Consider the following 17,148-nt stretch of genomic DNA (forward strand, 5'->3'; position numbering starts at 1 on the left):
TCTCCTTGTCAGCTTTGGTCTCGCAGCGAACTGCGGTTTACATCATCACGACGTCAAACTGCTCCTGGTTATAGAGCGGTTCGATTTGTACTTTCACCTGCTTGCCGACAAAGATTTCCACTTCCGCCAGCGCGTGCGACTCTTCGCCTTTCAGGGCTTCCGCCACCGCAGGGGAAGCATAGACCAGAAAACGGTCTGAGTCGTAGGCATGATGGACACGCACGATTTCTCGCATGATTTCATAACAGACGGTCTCAACCGTCTTTACCGTACCGCGTCCGTGGCAGGTTGGACATTCGTTACACAGCACATGCTCCACGCTTTCGCGGGTCCGTTTCCGGGTCATTTCCACCAGACCCAGCTGAGAGAAGCCGTTGATGCTGGTTTTCACGCGATCTTTACTCAGCGCCTGCTCCAGCGAGTGCAGCACGCGACGGCGATGGTCTTCATTACTCATATCGATAAAGTCGATGATGATAATGCCGCCCAGATTGCGCAGACGAAGCTGGCGAGCAATGGCCTGCGTGGCTTCGATATTGGTGTTGAAGATGGTGTCATCCAGATTGCGATGGCCGACAAACGCGCCGGTGTTGATATCCACGGTCGTCATCGCTTCGGTCTGATCGATGATCAGATAGCCGCCGGATTTCAGCTCGACCTTACGCTCCAGCGCGCGCTGGATTTCGTTTTCGACATCATAGAGATCGAAAATCGGCTGGCGGCCAGAGTAATGCTCCAGCAGGCCCGGCATTTCCGGGATGTACTCGGCGGTAAATTCCAACAGCGCTTCATAGGTCAGGCGGGAATCCACGCGAATGCGGTCAAGCTGCGCGTCGGCGAAATCACGCAGAACACGCTGCGCGAGCGCCAGCTCACCGTACAGCTGATAGCGGGTCTGGTTGCGTTTTTTACGCTCCATCACTTTGGTCCAGACGCGCTTGAGGTAGGCCGCATCGGATGCCAGGTCTTCTTCGCTGATCCCTTCCGCGGCGGTACGGATGATAAACCCGCCCTGTTCGTCGCAGTAGGCGCTGACGACTTTTTTCAGACGTTCACGTTCGGTTTCGCTCTCAATACGTTGGGAAACCCCCACGTGCGATGCACCCGGCATAAAGACCAGGTAACGGGAAGGTAACGTGATGTCGGTGGTCAGGCGGGCACCTTTAGTACCCAGCGGATCTTTCACCACCTGCACCATCAGATCCTGGCCCTGACGCACCAGCTCGGAAATGTCGCGGACGGCAAACTGTTTTTGCTCTTCACCTGCCACACACTCGGTGTGCGGCATGATGTCGGAAGCATGAAGAAATGCCGCCTTATCGAGCCCAATATCTACAAAAGCCGCCTGCATACCCGGTAGTACACGACTGACACGACCTTTGTAGATATTGCCTACGATTCCGCGTCGCGCTTCACGCTCAATATGAATTTCCTGAAGAATGCCACCATCAATGTAGGCCACACGGGTTTCCGAGGGCGTTACGTTTACCAACAATTCAGCCGTCATAATTATCCCTTCCCTCACGCAGTGAGTTAAAATTGCTCAGCAACTCATACGTTTCCACCAGCGGTAAGCCGACTACGGCGTGATAGCTGCCATTAATCTTCCTGACAAAACAGCCACCCAACCCTTGAATACCGTATGCACCTGCTTTATCCATCGGTTCACCGCTGGCAATGTAAGCGGCGATCTCGTCGTCGGTAAGCACTCTGAACGTCACGTCCGTCACGACCAGGCAATCGAGCACGTTTTGACTGTCCGCCAGCGCAACGGCCGTCATCACCTGATGCGTTTGCCCGGACATTTTACGTAGCATTCGCGCTGCATGGTCAGCGTCATGCGGTTTCTCCAGCACTTCACCGTTAAGGATAACGATGGTATCCGCCCCCAGAACCGGAAGGTCACGCGGCGTTTGCATCACGCCAGCCTGCGCTTTTTCACGCGCCAGACGGGAAACATACTGCTGGGCACTTTCACCCTCAGCACGTTTCTCTTCAATACCCGTAACGATACGTTCAAAGGAGACGCCCAACTGAGTGAGCAACTCCTGACGACGCGGAGAACCAGAGGCAAGATAGATAGACGTCATAGAAACCTTTTACTGCACGGCAAACTGCTGGCGAATTTTACGCATCAGCAGGAACAGCCATGGCCAGAGCACACCGTTTACTACACTACTCCAGAACACTTCCGGTCGGAAAGAGACGTTGATCACTAAAAACTCTGCCCAGAAAACAACGATATCCGCAGCAAGTGACAACAACATCACCACCAGCGCCTGTTGCCAGAGCGCGAGGTTACGAAAGAGCTGGAATTTGAGTGCGACGAGGTACGCAATTATGCTCATGGATAACGCGCGTACGCCAAGCGTAGAGCCGCTAATGAGATCCAGTATGGCACCCATCACAAAACCTGTGCCCACATTTACGCGGTGCGGCAGGGCGAGGATCCAGTAGAGCAAAATGAGCAATACCCAGTTTGGCCGGAAAACGAGGATGTCGTCCGGCCAGGGCATGATTTGCAGCAACAATGCGATAAGAAATGAGAGCCAGATAACCCAGCGTCCCTGGCTACGATAACTTGCCACTACTGCCCTCCACCCGACACTTGAGGTGGCGGTGGCGGCTGCGTTAATCCCGTAGCAGGAGCCGGTACAGGCGCAGGCGGCCCCATCGCGTCTGGCGCAGGGAGAACCTGAGGCATCATCTGCATCAGACGTTCATTTGCCACGCGATGCACATCTTCAGGCGTCATCGGATTGGCGCCGTTACGATCGGCACCCCACAGCAGCAGCAGGTAGCGCAGACGCTGTAAACCGGCGGTTGGACGCGCCTGGATGACGGTATATGCACGTTGCGTATCCAGCTTCACGGAAGAGACAACCGCAACGGGATAGCCTTCAGGGAAGCGTCCGCCCAGACCTGACGTCACCAGCACGTCACCCACACGGATGTCCGTGTTGGCAGGCAGATGTTCGAGTTGCAGATCGTCCGTACAGCCGTTACCGGCCGCAATCACGCGAATGTCGTTACGCAGAACCTGAATCGGCAGCGCATGGGTGGCATCACAAATCAGCAGCACGCGGCTGGTCAGTTTGGCAACCGCCACGACCTGACCCACAACGCCTTTATCACTGATAACAGGCTGGCCTTCATAAACACCGTTGACGCTGCCTTTGTCGATCACCACCTGATCGCTGTAAGGATCGTTGACGGTAGAGATCACCTGCGTGACCATTTTCTGCTCATCCTGACGCAGCGGCGAGCCAAGCAGCTCGCGCAGACGCGCGTTTTCCTGCTTGTACTGTCCCAGCATCAGCAGTTCGCTGTTTTTCAGCAGCAGTTCCTGACGTAATGCCCGGTTTTCGAGTTCGAGTTGGTCGCGTGAAGACAGCGTTTGAGAAACGGAGTCGAGCAGTTCACGGGGACCATTTGATACAAAGTAGAAAGGACTGACGGCGGTATCCATGTACGTTCTGATCTGGCTGAACGTACCGAGGCGGCTATCGGCAATAATGACCCCAAGCGCAACCAGAACCGCCAGGATTAGGCGAAACTGTAGCGATGGGCCACGGCTAAAAATTGGCTTCATAGGCTATGCGTATTCTCGCGTCAGAGAGAAAGGGTAGCAATGCGCTACCCTTTCACAATGACTACTCTTCGCTGAACAAGTCGCCGCCGTGCATGTCGATCATTTCCAGCGCCTTGCCACCACCACGGGCTACGCAAGTCAGTGGATCTTCTGCAACTACGACAGGAATTCCTGTCTCTTCCATTAACAGGCGGTCGAGGTTACGCAGCAGCGCACCACCACCGGTCAGAACCATACCGCGCTCGGAGATATCGGACGCCAGCTCTGGCGGGCACTGTTCCAGCGCAACCATTACCGCGCTCACAATACCGGTCAGCGGCTCTTGCAACGCTTCCAGGATTTCGTTGGAGTTCAGGGTAAAGCCGCGTGGAACGCCTTCAGCCAGGTTACGACCGCGAACTTCGATTTCGCGAACTTCATCGCCTGGGTAAGCAGAACCGATTTCGTGCTTAATACGCTCTGCGGTGGCTTCACCAATCAGAGAGCCGTAGTTACGGCGCACGTAATTAATGATGGCTTCGTCGAAACGGTCACCACCGATACGCACGGAAGAGGAGTACACCACGCCGTTCAGGGAGATAACGGCCACTTCAGTGGTACCACCACCGATATCCACCACCATAGAACCGGTCGCTTCGGAAACAGGCAGACCCGCACCGATTGCCGCAGCCATTGGTTCTTCAATCAGGAACACTTCACGTGCACCGGCACCCTGTGCGGATTCACGGATTGCGCGACGTTCAACCTGAGTCGCGCCAACGGGCACACACACCAGCACACGCGGGCTTGGACGCATGAAGCTATTGCTGTGAACCTGCTTAATGAAGTGCTGAAGCATTTTTTCAGTCACGAAGAAGTCAGCGATAACGCCGTCTTTCATTGGGCGGATTGCGGCAATGTTGCCAGGGGTACGACCCAGCATCTGCTTCGCGTCATGACCCACTGCGGCCACGCTTTTTGGCGAGCCAGCACGATCCTGACGAATGGCCACAACAGAAGGCTCATTCAATACGATGCCTTGTCCTTTTACATAAATAAGGGTATTCGCGGTACCCAGGTCAATGGACAGGTCATTGGAAAACATGCCACGAAATTTTTTCAACATACTAAGGGATAATCCTGAAAGCTGGGGCGGAAAACAAAATCCGCTTACTTTACCAACCACACGCAGCAGCGACAAGGCGCAAAAATCATCTGCAGCGGTGAAAATTTGTGCAGTACGTTTCCTTTGTTACAAATGCATCCCCGGATTCCCTCAGGGCTGAGTAAACAGCAGCGTCCCTCATGTTCATTTGTAACCCGTTAAAGGTCGTTCACTGGCGTTTTGCTCGTCATACTCAAAGCTACAGGCGCGATATTCTACGTGAAAACAAATTAAACGGCAGGTCAAACAGAGTATCTTTGCAAATATTTTTTCACATTGGTGTCAAGCGGCTGAGAGGCGGCAAAAAAATCCCCCTGACCTCCTGTTACACCGCGCTCTGTCAACATCTGCCATTCACTTCGCGAACGCACGCCTGCGGCAAATACTTGTGTTTGCGTTCCTTTGCATGCTTCCACCAGACTCTGTACCAGCAGCTGGTTTTCCGTGCGCTTTTCGATATTCCTTACCAGACCTGGATGTAACTTTAATAACTCAACATCCAGCTCCTTGATCCAATGGGTGCTGACCAGCGTTAAACCGGCCTGCGTGACCGCTACTCGCGCACCCAACGCATTGATCAAACGCACCACCGGACGCAACCGGCTGATGTGTTGACCTACATCCGCCTCAGCAAGTTCAAAAATAATGCGTTTGCGTTGCGATTTTTCGCATTGCATTAAAGTATCGCGCAGCCAGCGTTGAAAACGCGGGCGTATTAACGACTCTACGGTAACCTGTAATGCCAGGTTTTCTTCCGGCCAAAACGATAAAAACGGAATCAACCGGGTTATCTGCTGGCGGTCATACTCTTCAGATAATCCAAATTGCAGCACCATCGGCAGGTATTCAGCAGAAATAACCTCTTCCGAGCCGTCAAAAATACGGCACATCAACTCGCGGTGGTGCACATGTCCATTTTTCAGGACCGCCGGTTTTTGATAGATCCGTGGCCCGCCACGACTGAGCATTTGCTCAATCAAAGTACGCCAGCGCACGTTTCCGCGTCCTTTTTCCGGCAGCGAATCGTCGTAAACCGCCCATCCGTTTGCGCCCTGCAATACGGCGTTGCGGGTAGCGGCTTCCGCATGCTCCATCACCTGCTCAGTCGATTGCCCACCGCGCCAGGCACAGATCCCCATATGTACCATATCGTCTCTGTCGAGCATTTTGCTTTGCGGCAGCGCATCGACGGCTTTCAGTAGCTGGCTGGCGATACTTTCCGCCTCTTTCAACGTGCGGTGCGGCAATAACACGGCAAAGTCGCTCCGGTGATAACGTGCCAGCAGCGCCCCCGGGTAGCGCATGATAAAAGTAGACAGGAGATTGATCAGCGTAAAGAGGTTCTCTTCCGCCACACGCTGTCCCCAGGTGTCGCGCAGCAGATCGAAATCAGGCAAGCGGACCATCATGACTACGCCGTGGGTACCCACCTTTTCGGAGTCATCCAACAACGTCGCCAGCTGATTATCAAAAAAGAGACGGTTATTCAGACCGGTTTTATTATCCTGTGCCGCGTAAGAGCGGATTAGCGTGTCCATGCGGCTACGCTGATCGCTGGCGAACTGGATTTCTGAGAGCAACACATCCAGTGCGCTACTGGTGCGCGTCGGCCATTCATAGACCGAACCCCGCACCTGCGGGCCACGCTCACCGTTCAGGATCCTTACGGAGCGTGTTTCAAGCAATTCTTGTCCGGCAAGCTGACGGCGCAACCAACGAACCGCCAGAAAAATAAGCAGCACGATAAAAGCAACAGCAATGGTGAGAGGCGCGGTGGTCATCAACGAGTGGAAATAGTTGGCCATCGGATCCTGATAGACCATGCGAATGGTCATACCCGGATGTTTAAGCGAATCGACCGTGACGACCCGATACTGACTGACCGTACCGGCTGGACGGTAGCTCCCCCGCCGGGTGTGACTGAACACTGTCTGCTTTCCCTGGACGATATCGACCCGAACAATATCAACAGGCACCATCAGCTCATCCAGCTCTGGCGACAGTGCCGGGAGTGAAGTTGTAATCAAACGCGTATCAATAACCGATGCAACCGACTCTACCCGATTAACCAGCTTGTCCTGGATGGCATTATAAAAACTTAAGGAGCAGCCAATCAGGGTGACAAAAATCGTTAACCCCGTTAGCAGGGTGATAAAAGCCGAGAACTTCGTCGTTAATCGCATCCTTGAGATTACTCCGTGGGTTGATGGGGTAGCGAGTAAGCGCTAACTTGCATTTGAGATGCGGCATACTACCAAATCGGGTGTATCTGGCAATTTATTGCGTTAAATCGGCATGGCATTGCACTGAGCGAGTATAGTCTTCAGACGTTATTTTCCAATCATCTTAATCGTAATGGGGACCCTGTATGCAGGCTTTGATCTTAGAACAGCAGGACGGCAAAACGCTTGCCTCGGTGCAAGCCATTGAAGAGAGTCGACTGCCCGAAGGCGAAGTAACCGTCGATATCGACTGGTCCAGCTTAAATTACAAAGATGCACTGGCAATTACCGGTAAGGGTAAAATCATCCGAAATTTCCCGATGGTGCCAGGGATCGATTTTGCGGGCCGCGTGCATACCAGCGAAGATCCTCGCTTCCATGCGGGTCAGCAAGTACTGCTCACGGGCTGGGGCGTGGGAGAAAATCACTGGGGCGGGCTGGCTTCACAAGCCCGCGTGAAAGGTGACTGGCTGGTACCGCTGCCAAACGGTCTGGATGGTCGTAAAGCGATGATCATCGGTACCGCAGGGTTTACCGCCATGCTGTGCGTGATGGCGCTGGAAGATGCCGGTATTCGTCCAGAGTCCGGTGAGATTGTCGTGACCGGTGCCAGCGGTGGCGTGGGTAGCACGGCGGTGACGCTGCTGCACAAGTTGGGGTATCAGGTTGCTGCTGTGTCTGGCCGCGAAAGCACCCATGACTATCTGCGTCAACTCGGTGCCAACCGAATTCTGGGCCGCGAAGAGTTTGCCGAAACTCGCCCGCTGGAAAAACAGATCTGGGCGGGAGCAGTGGATACCGTCGGTGACAACGTCCTGGCGAAAGTGCTGGCGCAGATGAACTACGGCGGCTGCGTGGCGGCCTGTGGCCTGGCGGGCGGTTTTGCCCTGCCAACCACCGTGATGCCATTCATTCTGCGTAACGTTCGCCTGCAGGGTGTGGATTCCGTGATGACTCCGTCTGCCCGTCGTGCGGAAGCCTGGGAACGTCTGGCACGCGACCTCCCTGAATCATTCTATACCCAGAGCGCCACCGAGATTACGCTCAGCCAGGCACCTGAATATGCCAGTAAAATCATGGACAACCAGTTCCACGGTCGTGCGCTGGTGAAAATTGCCTAATCTTCAATTTTTCGTGACATATTCGCGCTAACGCTTCTCCTCCGTCATGCTTAGAAAAACGCATGACGGAGGATGCCATGAAAAACCGAAAACTGACGGAAGCCGACGTAACGTCAGAATCTGTCTTTATGTTACAGCGCCGCCAGATCCTGAAAATGCTTGGCGTCAGCGCCACTGCGCTGACCCTGACTCCTGCGGCTCATGCCGATCTGCTCGACTGGTTTAAAGGCAACGATCGTCCGAAAGCCCCTTCCGGTGCCCCGCTCACCTTTACGAAACCGGCTGAATGGCAAAACAAACTGACGCTCACGCCGGAAGATAAAGTTACCGGCTATAACAACTTCTACGAATTTGGTCTGGATAAGGCCGATCCTGCCGCCAATGCAGGCAGCATGAAAACCGATCCGTGGACCCTGAAAATCGACGGTGAGGTAGCAAAGCCCCTCACGCTGGATCATCACGACCTCACCACACGTTTTCCGCTCGAAGAACGTATCTATCGCATGCGCTGCGTGGAGGCCTGGTCGATGGTGGTGCCCTGGGTCGGCTTCCCGCTGCACAAGCTGCTGGCGCTGGTTGAACCCACCAGCAATGCAAAATATGTCTCCTTCCAGACGCGCTACGCCCCGGACGAGATGCCGGGCCAGAAGGATCGGTTCATCGGCGGCGGGCTTGAGTATCCTTATGTGGAGGGGTTACGCCTCGACGAAGCCATGCATCCGCTCACCCTGCTGACCGTTGGGGTTTACGGCAAAGCGCTTCCGCCGCAAAACGGCGCACCTGTTCGCCTGACCGTACCGTGGAAATACGGTTTTAAGGGGATTAAATCTATCGTCAGCATTAAGCTTACCCGCGAACGTCCGCCAACCACCTGGAACCTGGCGGCCCCCGGCGAGTACGGTTTTTTTGCTAACGTGAACCCCCACGTTGACCATCCGCGCTGGTCGCAAGCCACCGAGCGGTTTATCGGCTCCGGAGGCGCACTGGATGTGAAGCGTCAGCCTACGTTGCTGTTTAACGGCTACGCGGATGAAGTGGCATCGCTCTATCGCGGGCTGAATTTACGGGAGAACTTCTGAGTGCGTTTAACCGTTAAGCATATAACCTGGCTCAAAGTGTTATTGCACCTGGCCGGGCTGCTTCCTTTTATCTGGCTGTTCTGGGCGGTCAGTCACGGCGCATTCAGCGCCGATCCAGCGAAAGATATTCAGCATTTTACCGGTAGGATGGCTCTGAAATTTTTACTGGCAACCTTGCTGATATCGCCGCTGGCACGCTACGCTAAACAGCCACTTTTGATACGCACCCGTCGGCTGCTGGGGTTATGGTGTTTTGCCTGGGCGACGCTGCACCTCACCAGCTACGCGCTTCTGGAGTTGGGCATTAATAATCTGTCACTGTTAGGCCGCGAACTGGTTACGCGCCCGTATTTGACGCTGGGTATCCTCAGCTGGCTGGTGTTGCTGGCATTAGCGCTGACCTCCACGCAATATGCCCAGCGAAAACTGGGCAGGCGCTGGCAACTCCTGCATAACTTCGTCTATCTTGTTGCGATCCTCGCCCCCATCCACTACCTGTGGTCAGTGAAGATTTTATCACCGCAGCCGGTCATCTATGCCCTGCTGGCACTGGCGCTTTTAGCGTGGCGTTACAAGAAGTTCCGCCAGTGGTTGCGATAGTTCGCGAAACTGTGCGTTTTCCCGCAGATTACTTATCGACCGTGAATCTTTTTCCGATAGCGGTTGATAATCTTCCCTGATAAGACCAGTATTTAGCTGCCAAATGCTACGAAATCGTTATAATGTGCGACTTTGGTTTTCCTGATGGAGTTTTCAGACTCTGATTAGGTGACAATCGCGCATTGAAGGTATATTTTGTTTTTTACCGGAAATTCGCAGGAGATAGCGGCACAATGGCGGATAAATTCCAGATCTTAGTTTTGAACGGACCGAACCTGAACATGCTCGGCACCCGTGAGCCAGAGAAGTACGGCACGCTAACATTGAGTGAAATTGTTAACCGTCTGATGACGGAAGCAGCTTCGTTGAATGTCGATTTGGACCATTTTCAGTCAAATGCGGAGTACGCAATCATCGACCGTATTCATCAGGCTAAAGACAATGTGGACTATATCCTGATCAATCCGGCCGCGTTTACGCACACCAGTGTAGCTATTCGCGACGCACTGCTCGCGGTGAGTATCCCGTTTATCGAGATCCACCTGAGTAACGTGCACGCCCGAGAGCCGTTCCGCCACCATTCCTATCTGTCAGATATCGCTGCTGGCGTGATCTGTGGTCTGGGTGCAGACGGTTATTCATACGCTTTACAGACAGCGGTAAAACGCTTGTCACAATCAAACTAAACAAGAGTACGGAACCCACTCATGGATATTCGTAAGATTAAAAAACTGATCGAGCTGGTTGAAGAATCAGGCATCTCCGAACTGGAAATTTCTGAAGGCGAAGAGTCTGTACGCATCAGCCGTGCAGCCCCAGCCGCTAGCTTCCCGGTAATGCAGCAAGCTTATGCTGCGCCAGTGCAGCAGCCTGCGCTTTCCGCAGCCGTTGCGCCAGCCGCAGAAGCCGCACCTGCAGCAGCTGCAGAAATCAGTGGTCACATCGTACGTTCCCCAATGGTTGGTACTTTCTACCGCACCCCGAGCCCGGACGCGAAGGCGTTCATCGAAGTGGGTCAGAAAGTCAACGTAGGCGATACCCTGTGCATCGTTGAAGCGATGAAAATGATGAACCAGATCGAAGCTGACAAGTCAGGTACTGTGAAAGCGATTCTGGTCGAAAGTGGTCAGCCGGTAGAATTTGACGAGCCGCTGGTCGTCATCGAGTAACGAGGCGAACATGCTGGATAAAATTGTTATCGCCAACCGTGGCGAGATTGCACTGCGTATTCTTCGTGCCTGTAAAGAACTGGGCATCAAGACCGTGGCCGTGCACTCAAGCGCGGATCGCGATTTAAAACACGTATTGCTGGCGGATGAGACGGTCTGTATTGGCCCGGCTCCGTCCGTAAAAAGCTATCTGAACATCCCGGCTATCATCAGCGCCGCTGAAATCACCGGCGCGGTGGCAATTCATCCGGGTTACGGCTTCCTCTCTGAGAACGCCAACTTTGCTGAGCAGGTTGAACGCTCTGGCTTTATTTTCATCGGCCCGAAAGCCGACACCATTCGCCTGATGGGCGACAAAGTGTCTGCAATCACCGCCATGAAAAAAGCCGGTGTTCCAACCGTACCCGGCTCTGACGGCCCTCTGACCGACGACATGGATGCTAACCGTGCTCATGCTAAACGCATTGGCTATCCGGTTATCATCAAGGCGTCCGGCGGCGGCGGCGGTCGCGGTATGCGCGTTGTGCGCAGCGATGCTGAACTGGCTCAGTCCATCTCCATGACCAAAGCAGAAGCGAAAGCCGCTTTCAGCAATGACATGGTGTACATGGAAAAATACCTGGAAAATCCACGCCACATCGAAATTCAGGTGCTGGCTGACGGTCAGGGTAACGCCATCTATCTGGCAGAACGTGACTGCTCCATGCAGCGTCGTCACCAGAAAGTGGTCGAAGAAGCGCCAGCACCGGGCATTACCCCGGAACTGCGTCGCTACATCGGCGAGCGTTGCTCCAAAGCGTGTGTCGATATCGGCTATCGCGGTGCAGGTACCTTTGAGTTCCTGTTCGAAAACGGCGAGTTCTATTTCATCGAAATGAACACCCGTATTCAGGTTGAACACCCTGTGACAGAAATGATCACCGGCGTTGACCTGATCAAAGAACAGCTGCGTATCGCAGCCGGTCAGCCTCTGTCCATCAAACAGGAAGAAGTTGTGGTGAAAGGCCATGCGGTGGAATGCCGTATCAACGCCGAAGACCCGAATACCTTCCTGCCAAGCCCGGGTAAAATCACGCGTTTCCACGCGCCGGGTGGCTTTGGTGTGCGTTGGGAGTCTCATATCTACGCCGGTTACACCGTACCGCCGTACTATGACTCAATGATCGGTAAGCTTATCTGCTACGGCGAAAACCGTGACGTGGCGATTGCCCGCATGAAGAACGCCCTGCAGGAGCTGATCATCGACGGTATCAAAACCAACGTCGATCTGCAGATGCGCATCATGAGCGACGAGCACTTCCAGAATGGTGGGACTAACATCCACTATCTTGAGAAGAAACTCGGTCTGCACGAGAAGTAAGACTGCAGCAACGCGAAAAGGCCGGATTATCCGGCCTTTTTTATTTCTGGGGATCGCCAGGCCCCATCATGTACAATCCCCGCTTTCTTCATCCACAAGGGACATAAAATGGACAAGCGTTTTGTTCAGGCCCATAAAGAAGCGCGCTGGGCGCTGTGGCTGACCCTTCTCTATCTTGCCGCCTGGTTGGTAACCGCTTACTTACCTGACTCTGCTATTGGCATCACCGGCCTGCCACACTGGTTTGAAATGGCCTGCCTGCTGGTACCGCTGGTCTTTATCCTGCTCTGCTGGGCAATGGTGAAATTCATTTATCGTGATATTCCGCTGGAGGACGATGATGCAGCTTGAAGTCATTCTGCCGCTTATCGCGTACTTGTTAGTGGTGTTTGGTTTGTCCGTTTACGCCATGCGGAAACGCACGACAGGTAGCTTCCTGAACGAGTATTTCCTCGGTAGCCGCTCGATGGGCGGCGTCGTGCTGGCCATGACGCTGACCGCGACCTACATCAGCGCCAGTTCATTTATCGGTGGACCCGGTGCCGCCTACAAATACGGGTTAGGCTGGGTACTGCTGGCAATGATCCAGCTTCCTGCCGTCTGGCTCTCGCTCGGCATACTGGGCAAAAAATTTGCCATTCTGGCGCGCCGTTACAATGCCGTGACGCTCAACGATATGCTGTTTGCTCGCTACCAGAGCCGTTTACTGGTGTGGCTGGCCAGCTTAAGCCTGCTGGTGGCCTTTATTGGCGCGATGACGGTACAGTTTATCGGTGGGGCACGCCTGCTGGAAACGGCTGCCGGGATCCCCTACGAGACAGGTCTGATCATCTTCGGGGTAAGCATTGCGCTGTATACCGCGTTTGGTGGATTCCGCGCCAGCGTGCTGAACGACACGATGCAGGGCATGGTTATGCTTATCGGCACTATCGTCCTGCTGGTCGGCATCGTCCACGCCGCGGGCGGCCTGAGCCATGCGGTTGAAACGCTCGAGGCGATCGATCCAAAACTGGTTTCGCCGCAGGGCGCCGATGACATCCTTTCTCCAACATTTATGACCTCGTTCTGGGTATTAGTGTGCTTTGGGGTTATCGGTCTGCCGCATACGGCTGTGCGCTGTATCTCTTATAAAGACAGCAAAGCCGTGCACCGAGGTATCATTATCGGCACTATCGTTGTCGCGATCCTGATGTTTGGTATGCACCTGGCGGGCGCATTAGGGCGCGCGGTGATCCCCGATCTCACCGTGCCGGATCTGGTGATCCCAACGCTGATGGTCAAAGTGCTTCCGCCGTTCGCTGCCGGGATTTTCCTTGCCGCACCGATGGCCGCCATCATGTCGACAATCAACGCTCAGCTGCTGCAAAGTTCCGCTACGATCATTAAAGATCTTTATCTGAACCTGCGCCCGGAGCAGGTCGAAAATGAGCGACGCCTGAAGCGCATGTCGGCCGTTATTACGCTGGTGTTAGGGGCATTGCTGCTGTTAGCTGCCTGGCGCCCACCAGAGATGATCATCTGGCTGAACCTGCTCGCGTTTGGCGGCCTTGAAGCCGTTTTCCTGTGGCCGCTGGTATTGGGACTCTACTGGGAGCGCGCGAATGCTGCAGGCGCGCTGAGCGCCATGATTGTCGGCGGCGTGCTTTACGCCGTGCTCGCAACATTTAAAATTCAGTATCTGGGCTTCCATCCGATTGTGCCTTCGTTACTGCTAAGTTTACTGGCGTTTGTGGTGGGAAACCGTTTCGGTCAGCCCGTTCCACAACCCGCTATGATTTCTACTGATAAATAAAGAGTTTTGCCATGCCGTGGATCCAACTAAAACTGAACACAACCGGCGCTAACGCCGAGGAACTGAGCGATGCGCTGATGGAGGCCGGTTCGGTCTCAATCACCTTCCAGGACACGCATGACACGCCGGTCTTTGAGCCGCTGCCGGGCGAAACCCGCCTGTGGGGTGATACCGACGTTATCGGCCTGTTCGATGCGGAAACCGATATGAAAGAGGTGGTTGCCCTTCTGGAAAACCATCCGCTGCTGGGCGCAGGCTTTGTGCATAAAATCGAACAGCTGGAAGACAAAGACTGGGAACGCGAGTGGATGGATAACTTCCACCCGATGCAGTTCGGCAAGCGTCTATGGATTTGCCCAAGCTGGCGCGACGTACCGGACGCGAATGCGGTCAACGTGATGCTCGATCCGGGTCTGGCGTTTGGAACTGGCACCCATCCAACAACTTCACTCTGTTTGCAGTGGCTGGACGGACTGGATCTGGAAGGCAAGACGGTGATCGACTTCGGCTGCGGTTCCGGGATCCTTGCGATTGCAGCCCTGAAACTGGGCGCGGCAAAAGCCATCGGGATCGATATCGATCCGCAGGCGATTCAGGCCAGCCGCGATAATGCCGAGCGTAACGGCGTTTCCGACCGTCTGGAGCTGTATCTGCCTGATGCTCAACCTGAGGCCATGAAAGCCGACGTGGTAGTGGCAAACATCCTGGCTGGCCCATTACGTGAACTGGCACCATTAATCAGCGTGCTGCCCGTTGAGGGCGGTCTGCTGGGGCTTTCTGGTATTCTGGCAAGCCAGGCTGACAGCGTCTGTGAAGCCTATGCCGATCTCTTCGCGCTCGACCCGGTGGTTGAGAAAGAAGAGTGGTGCCGCATTACCGGTCGTAAAAAATAAGCCTTTGGCGTGGTCCTCTGACCACGCCTCTTTTCCTCTGATATTTCTCCCGCCTTTCACCTGTCTCCGCTAAAATAACCCCACAAATCATAAGTTTTATTTTTGATTTGAATAATAAAATTCACAGGAAGAATGTAATGAAACACGTTTATGGCAAGGCAGCACTGCTGGCGCTGAGCATGGTCTCGGCTTCCGCTATTGCATCACACTGGAGTTATCAAGGTGAAGGCGCACCGGAGCACTGGGGCGAGCTGGACGAGGCGTACAAGACCTGTAAAAGCGGGATGAACCAGTCTCCCATTAACATCGATTCCACCGAGAAAGCACACCTATCCCCCCTGGATACACACTATATTGACGGCCCCGTTACGCTGACAAACAACGGACATACTATTCAGGCCGCTGAAAAGGCGGACACCCGCGACAGCATTACCCTCGATAACCAAACCTGGACCTTACAGCAGTTCCACTTCCACGCGCCGAGTGAAAACACGGTGCACGGTAAGTCGTTCGCAATGGAAATGCATCTGGTGCATAAGAACGAGAAGGGTGAACTGGTGGTGGTTGCCGTGATGTTTAATCAAGGTGCCGCTAACGCTGAGCTGGATAAACTCTGGGGCGTGATGCCGGGCCAGGTTGACCAGAATGTCAGCATCAAGCCAAACCTCGACATGAACCAGCTGCTGCCAAAGGATAAGACGTACTGGCGCTTTAGCGGGTCACTCACCACCCCACCGTGCTCCGAGGGCGTCACCTGGATTGTGCTCAAGCATCCGCTGACCGTCTCAGCAGAACAGTTGGGTAAATTCACCCACACGATGCATCACGATAATAACCGTCCGGTACAGTCACTTCATGGCCGCGTCGTCGTTGAATAATGTGCATTTTTTGCGCTGAGATGATGTTCTAAAATGCGACGCAGATCGCAAAGAAGCGGGATAATCTGCTGTTAAAAACAGCAGATTATCCCGCTGAAGTGATTCATTTATTCAGAAATGATGAGAAGTTACGGGAAATTGTAAGCGCCCATAAAATAACCATTAATGCATAACACAATGATTTAAATGGTGAATAATTTTCACCGAATAGTCTTAGCGGCGATTCCTTGATCTACAGCAGTGGATTGTTCAAAGTTTGGCCTTTCATCTCGTGCAAAAAATGCGTAATATACGCCGCCTTGCAGTCACAGTATGGTCATTTCTTAACTCATGCGCATCGGACACCACCAGCTCAGAAATCGCCTGATCGCAGCGCCAATGGCAGGTATTACCGACCGGCCGTTCAGGACGTTGTGCTACGAGATGGGAGCAGGATTAACCGTTTCCGAGATGATGTCGTCTAACCCACAGGTGTGGGAAAGCGATAAGTCACGTTTGCGGATGGTGCATGTGGATGAGCCAGGTATTCGCACCGTGCAAATTGCCGGAAGCGTGCCTGAAGAGATGGCAGACGCCGCGCGTATCAACGTGGAAAGTGGTGCCCAAATTATTGATATCAATATGGGTTGCCCGGCCAAGAAAGTGAATCGCAAGCTTGCAGGTTCAGCCCTTCTGCAATACCCCGACCAGGTGAAGTCAATCCTGACGGCGGTTGTCAGCGCAGTGGACGTTCCTGTTACGTTAAAGATTCGCACGGGTTGGTCGCCGGAACACCGTAACTGTGTAGAGATTGCCCAACTGGCCGAAGACTGTGGCATTCAGGCCCTGACCATTCATGGACGCACTCGCGCCTGTTTGTTCAACGGTGAAGCTGAATACGACAGCATTCGGGCAGTTAAGCAGAAAGTTTCCATTCCGATTATCGCGAATGGTGACATTACTGACCCGCTTAAAGCCAGAGCTGTGCTCGACTATACGGGAGCTGATGCTCTGATGATAGGACGTGCCGCTCAGGGAAGACCCTGGATCTTTCGGGAAATCCAGCATTATCTGGACACTGGGGAGCTGCTTGCTCCGCTGCCACTGGCAGAGGTCAAGCGCTTGCTTTGTTCGCATGTTCGGGAATTGCATGACCACTACGGTCAGGCAAAAGGGTACCGAATTGCGCGTAAACACGTCTCCTGGTATCTCCAGGAGCACGCTCCAAATGACCAGTTTCGGCGCACATTCAACGCCATAGAGGATGCCAGCGTACAGCTGGAGGCGTTGGAGGCATACTTCGAAAATCTTGCGTAATG

17 protein-coding genes are annotated in these 17,148 nt (G+C 54.0%); 11 read left to right on the plus strand and 6 right to left on the minus strand.

Features of this window, described 5'->3' with window-relative positions; genetic code table 11:
• Window positions 1–37: 37 nt before the first annotated feature.
• The 6 genes from rng to csrD form a co-directional block, all read right to left on the minus strand.
• A complete protein-coding gene (gene rng, locus ACTJJA_RS12495; RefSeq protein WP_010436156.1) occupies window positions 38–1,507 on the minus strand; it encodes a ribonuclease G in 1,470 nt (489 codons plus the stop codon).
• Entirely contained in the window at window positions 1,497–2,090 is a 594-nt protein-coding gene (locus tag ACTJJA_RS12500) for a Maf family protein (protein WP_440668231.1), read from the minus strand. The genes rng and ACTJJA_RS12500 overlap by 11 nt, the downstream gene beginning before the upstream one ends.
• A gap of 9 nt (window positions 2,091–2,099) precedes the next feature.
• On the minus strand, window positions 2,100–2,588 hold the full coding sequence (gene mreD / locus ACTJJA_RS12505) for a rod shape-determining protein MreD (RefSeq protein WP_010436160.1): 489 nt from the start codon (window positions 2,586–2,588) through the stop codon (window positions 2,100–2,102).
• On the minus strand, window positions 2,588–3,592 hold the full coding sequence (mreC, locus tag ACTJJA_RS12510) for a rod shape-determining protein MreC (RefSeq protein ID WP_010436162.1): 1,005 nt from the start codon (window positions 3,590–3,592) through the stop codon (window positions 2,588–2,590). Before mreC ends, mreD begins: the two co-directional genes overlap by 1 nt.
• A gap of 61 nt (window positions 3,593–3,653) precedes the next feature.
• Window positions 3,654–4,697 carry a rod shape-determining protein MreB gene (mreB, locus tag ACTJJA_RS12515; RefSeq protein ID WP_000913396.1) on the minus strand — a complete coding sequence of 348 codons (1,044 nt, stop codon included), beginning with the start codon at window positions 4,695–4,697 and terminating at the stop codon, window positions 3,654–3,656.
• A 281-nt stretch (window positions 4,698–4,978) separates the two neighbouring features.
• Window positions 4,979–6,919: an RNase E specificity factor CsrD gene (gene csrD / locus ACTJJA_RS12520; protein WP_440668233.1), complete on the minus strand. Its 1,941-nt coding sequence runs from the start codon at window positions 6,917–6,919 to the stop codon at window positions 4,979–4,981.
• Window positions 6,920–7,104: 185 nt separating this feature from the next.
• On the opposite strand from csrD, the gene acuI reads away from it, so the two are divergent.
• From acuI to dusB, 11 genes are all read left to right on the plus strand, one after another.
• Entirely contained in the window at window positions 7,105–8,079 is a 975-nt protein-coding gene (acuI, locus tag ACTJJA_RS12525) for an acrylyl-CoA reductase (NADPH) (protein ID WP_440668235.1), read from the plus strand.
• A gap of 77 nt (window positions 8,080–8,156) precedes the next feature.
• The gene (msrP, locus tag ACTJJA_RS12530; RefSeq protein WP_440668237.1) at window positions 8,157–9,158 is read left to right on the plus strand and encodes a protein-methionine-sulfoxide reductase catalytic subunit MsrP; all 1,002 of its coding nucleotides are present in this window, start codon (window positions 8,157–8,159) and stop codon (window positions 9,156–9,158) included.
• Window positions 9,159–9,758 (plus strand): protein-methionine-sulfoxide reductase heme-binding subunit MsrQ, encoded by a 600-nt coding sequence (gene msrQ, locus ACTJJA_RS12535; RefSeq protein ID WP_440668239.1) that lies wholly within the window; start codon window positions 9,159–9,161, stop codon window positions 9,756–9,758.
• A gap of 233 nt (window positions 9,759–9,991) precedes the next feature.
• Window positions 9,992–10,444, plus strand: a complete 453-nt coding sequence (gene aroQ / locus ACTJJA_RS12540) for a type II 3-dehydroquinate dehydratase (protein WP_108416103.1) — start codon at window positions 9,992–9,994, stop codon at window positions 10,442–10,444.
• 21 nt (window positions 10,445–10,465) lie between these two features.
• Window positions 10,466–10,927, plus strand: coding sequence for an acetyl-CoA carboxylase biotin carboxyl carrier protein (gene accB / locus ACTJJA_RS12545; protein ID WP_010436174.1), 462 nt, complete (start codon window positions 10,466–10,468; stop codon window positions 10,925–10,927).
• 10 nt (window positions 10,928–10,937) lie between these two features.
• Window positions 10,938–12,287: an acetyl-CoA carboxylase biotin carboxylase subunit gene (gene accC / locus ACTJJA_RS12550; protein ID WP_010436177.1), complete on the plus strand. Its 1,350-nt coding sequence runs from the start codon at window positions 10,938–10,940 to the stop codon at window positions 12,285–12,287.
• A 108-nt stretch (window positions 12,288–12,395) separates the two neighbouring features.
• Complete coding sequence (locus ACTJJA_RS12555) at window positions 12,396–12,638, plus strand: YhdT family protein (RefSeq protein ID WP_006178860.1); 243 nt, start codon at window positions 12,396–12,398, stop codon at window positions 12,636–12,638.
• On the plus strand, window positions 12,628–14,079 hold the full coding sequence (gene panF / locus ACTJJA_RS12560; protein WP_263610480.1) for a sodium/pantothenate symporter: 1,452 nt from the start codon (window positions 12,628–12,630) through the stop codon (window positions 14,077–14,079). Before ACTJJA_RS12555 ends, panF begins: the two co-directional genes overlap by 11 nt.
• Window positions 14,080–14,090: 11 nt before the next feature.
• Window positions 14,091–14,972 carry a 50S ribosomal protein L11 methyltransferase gene (gene prmA / locus ACTJJA_RS12565; protein WP_089598437.1) on the plus strand — a complete coding sequence of 294 codons (882 nt, stop codon included), beginning with the start codon at window positions 14,091–14,093 and terminating at the stop codon, window positions 14,970–14,972.
• Window positions 14,973–15,109: 137 nt separating this feature from the next.
• A complete protein-coding gene (locus ACTJJA_RS12570; RefSeq protein WP_440668242.1) occupies window positions 15,110–15,850 on the plus strand; it encodes a carbonic anhydrase in 741 nt (246 codons plus the stop codon).
• Window positions 15,851–16,180: 330 nt separating this feature from the next.
• Window positions 16,181–17,146, plus strand: coding sequence for a tRNA dihydrouridine synthase DusB (dusB, locus tag ACTJJA_RS12575; RefSeq protein WP_010436190.1), 966 nt, complete (start codon window positions 16,181–16,183; stop codon window positions 17,144–17,146).
• Window positions 17,147–17,148 lie beyond the last annotated feature (2 nt).

Origin of the sequence: Enterobacter sp. 22452 (genome assembly GCF_052045065.1) — a bacterium.
In the GTDB taxonomy this organism is placed as follows: domain Bacteria; phylum Pseudomonadota; class Gammaproteobacteria; order Enterobacterales; family Enterobacteriaceae; genus Enterobacter; species Enterobacter mori.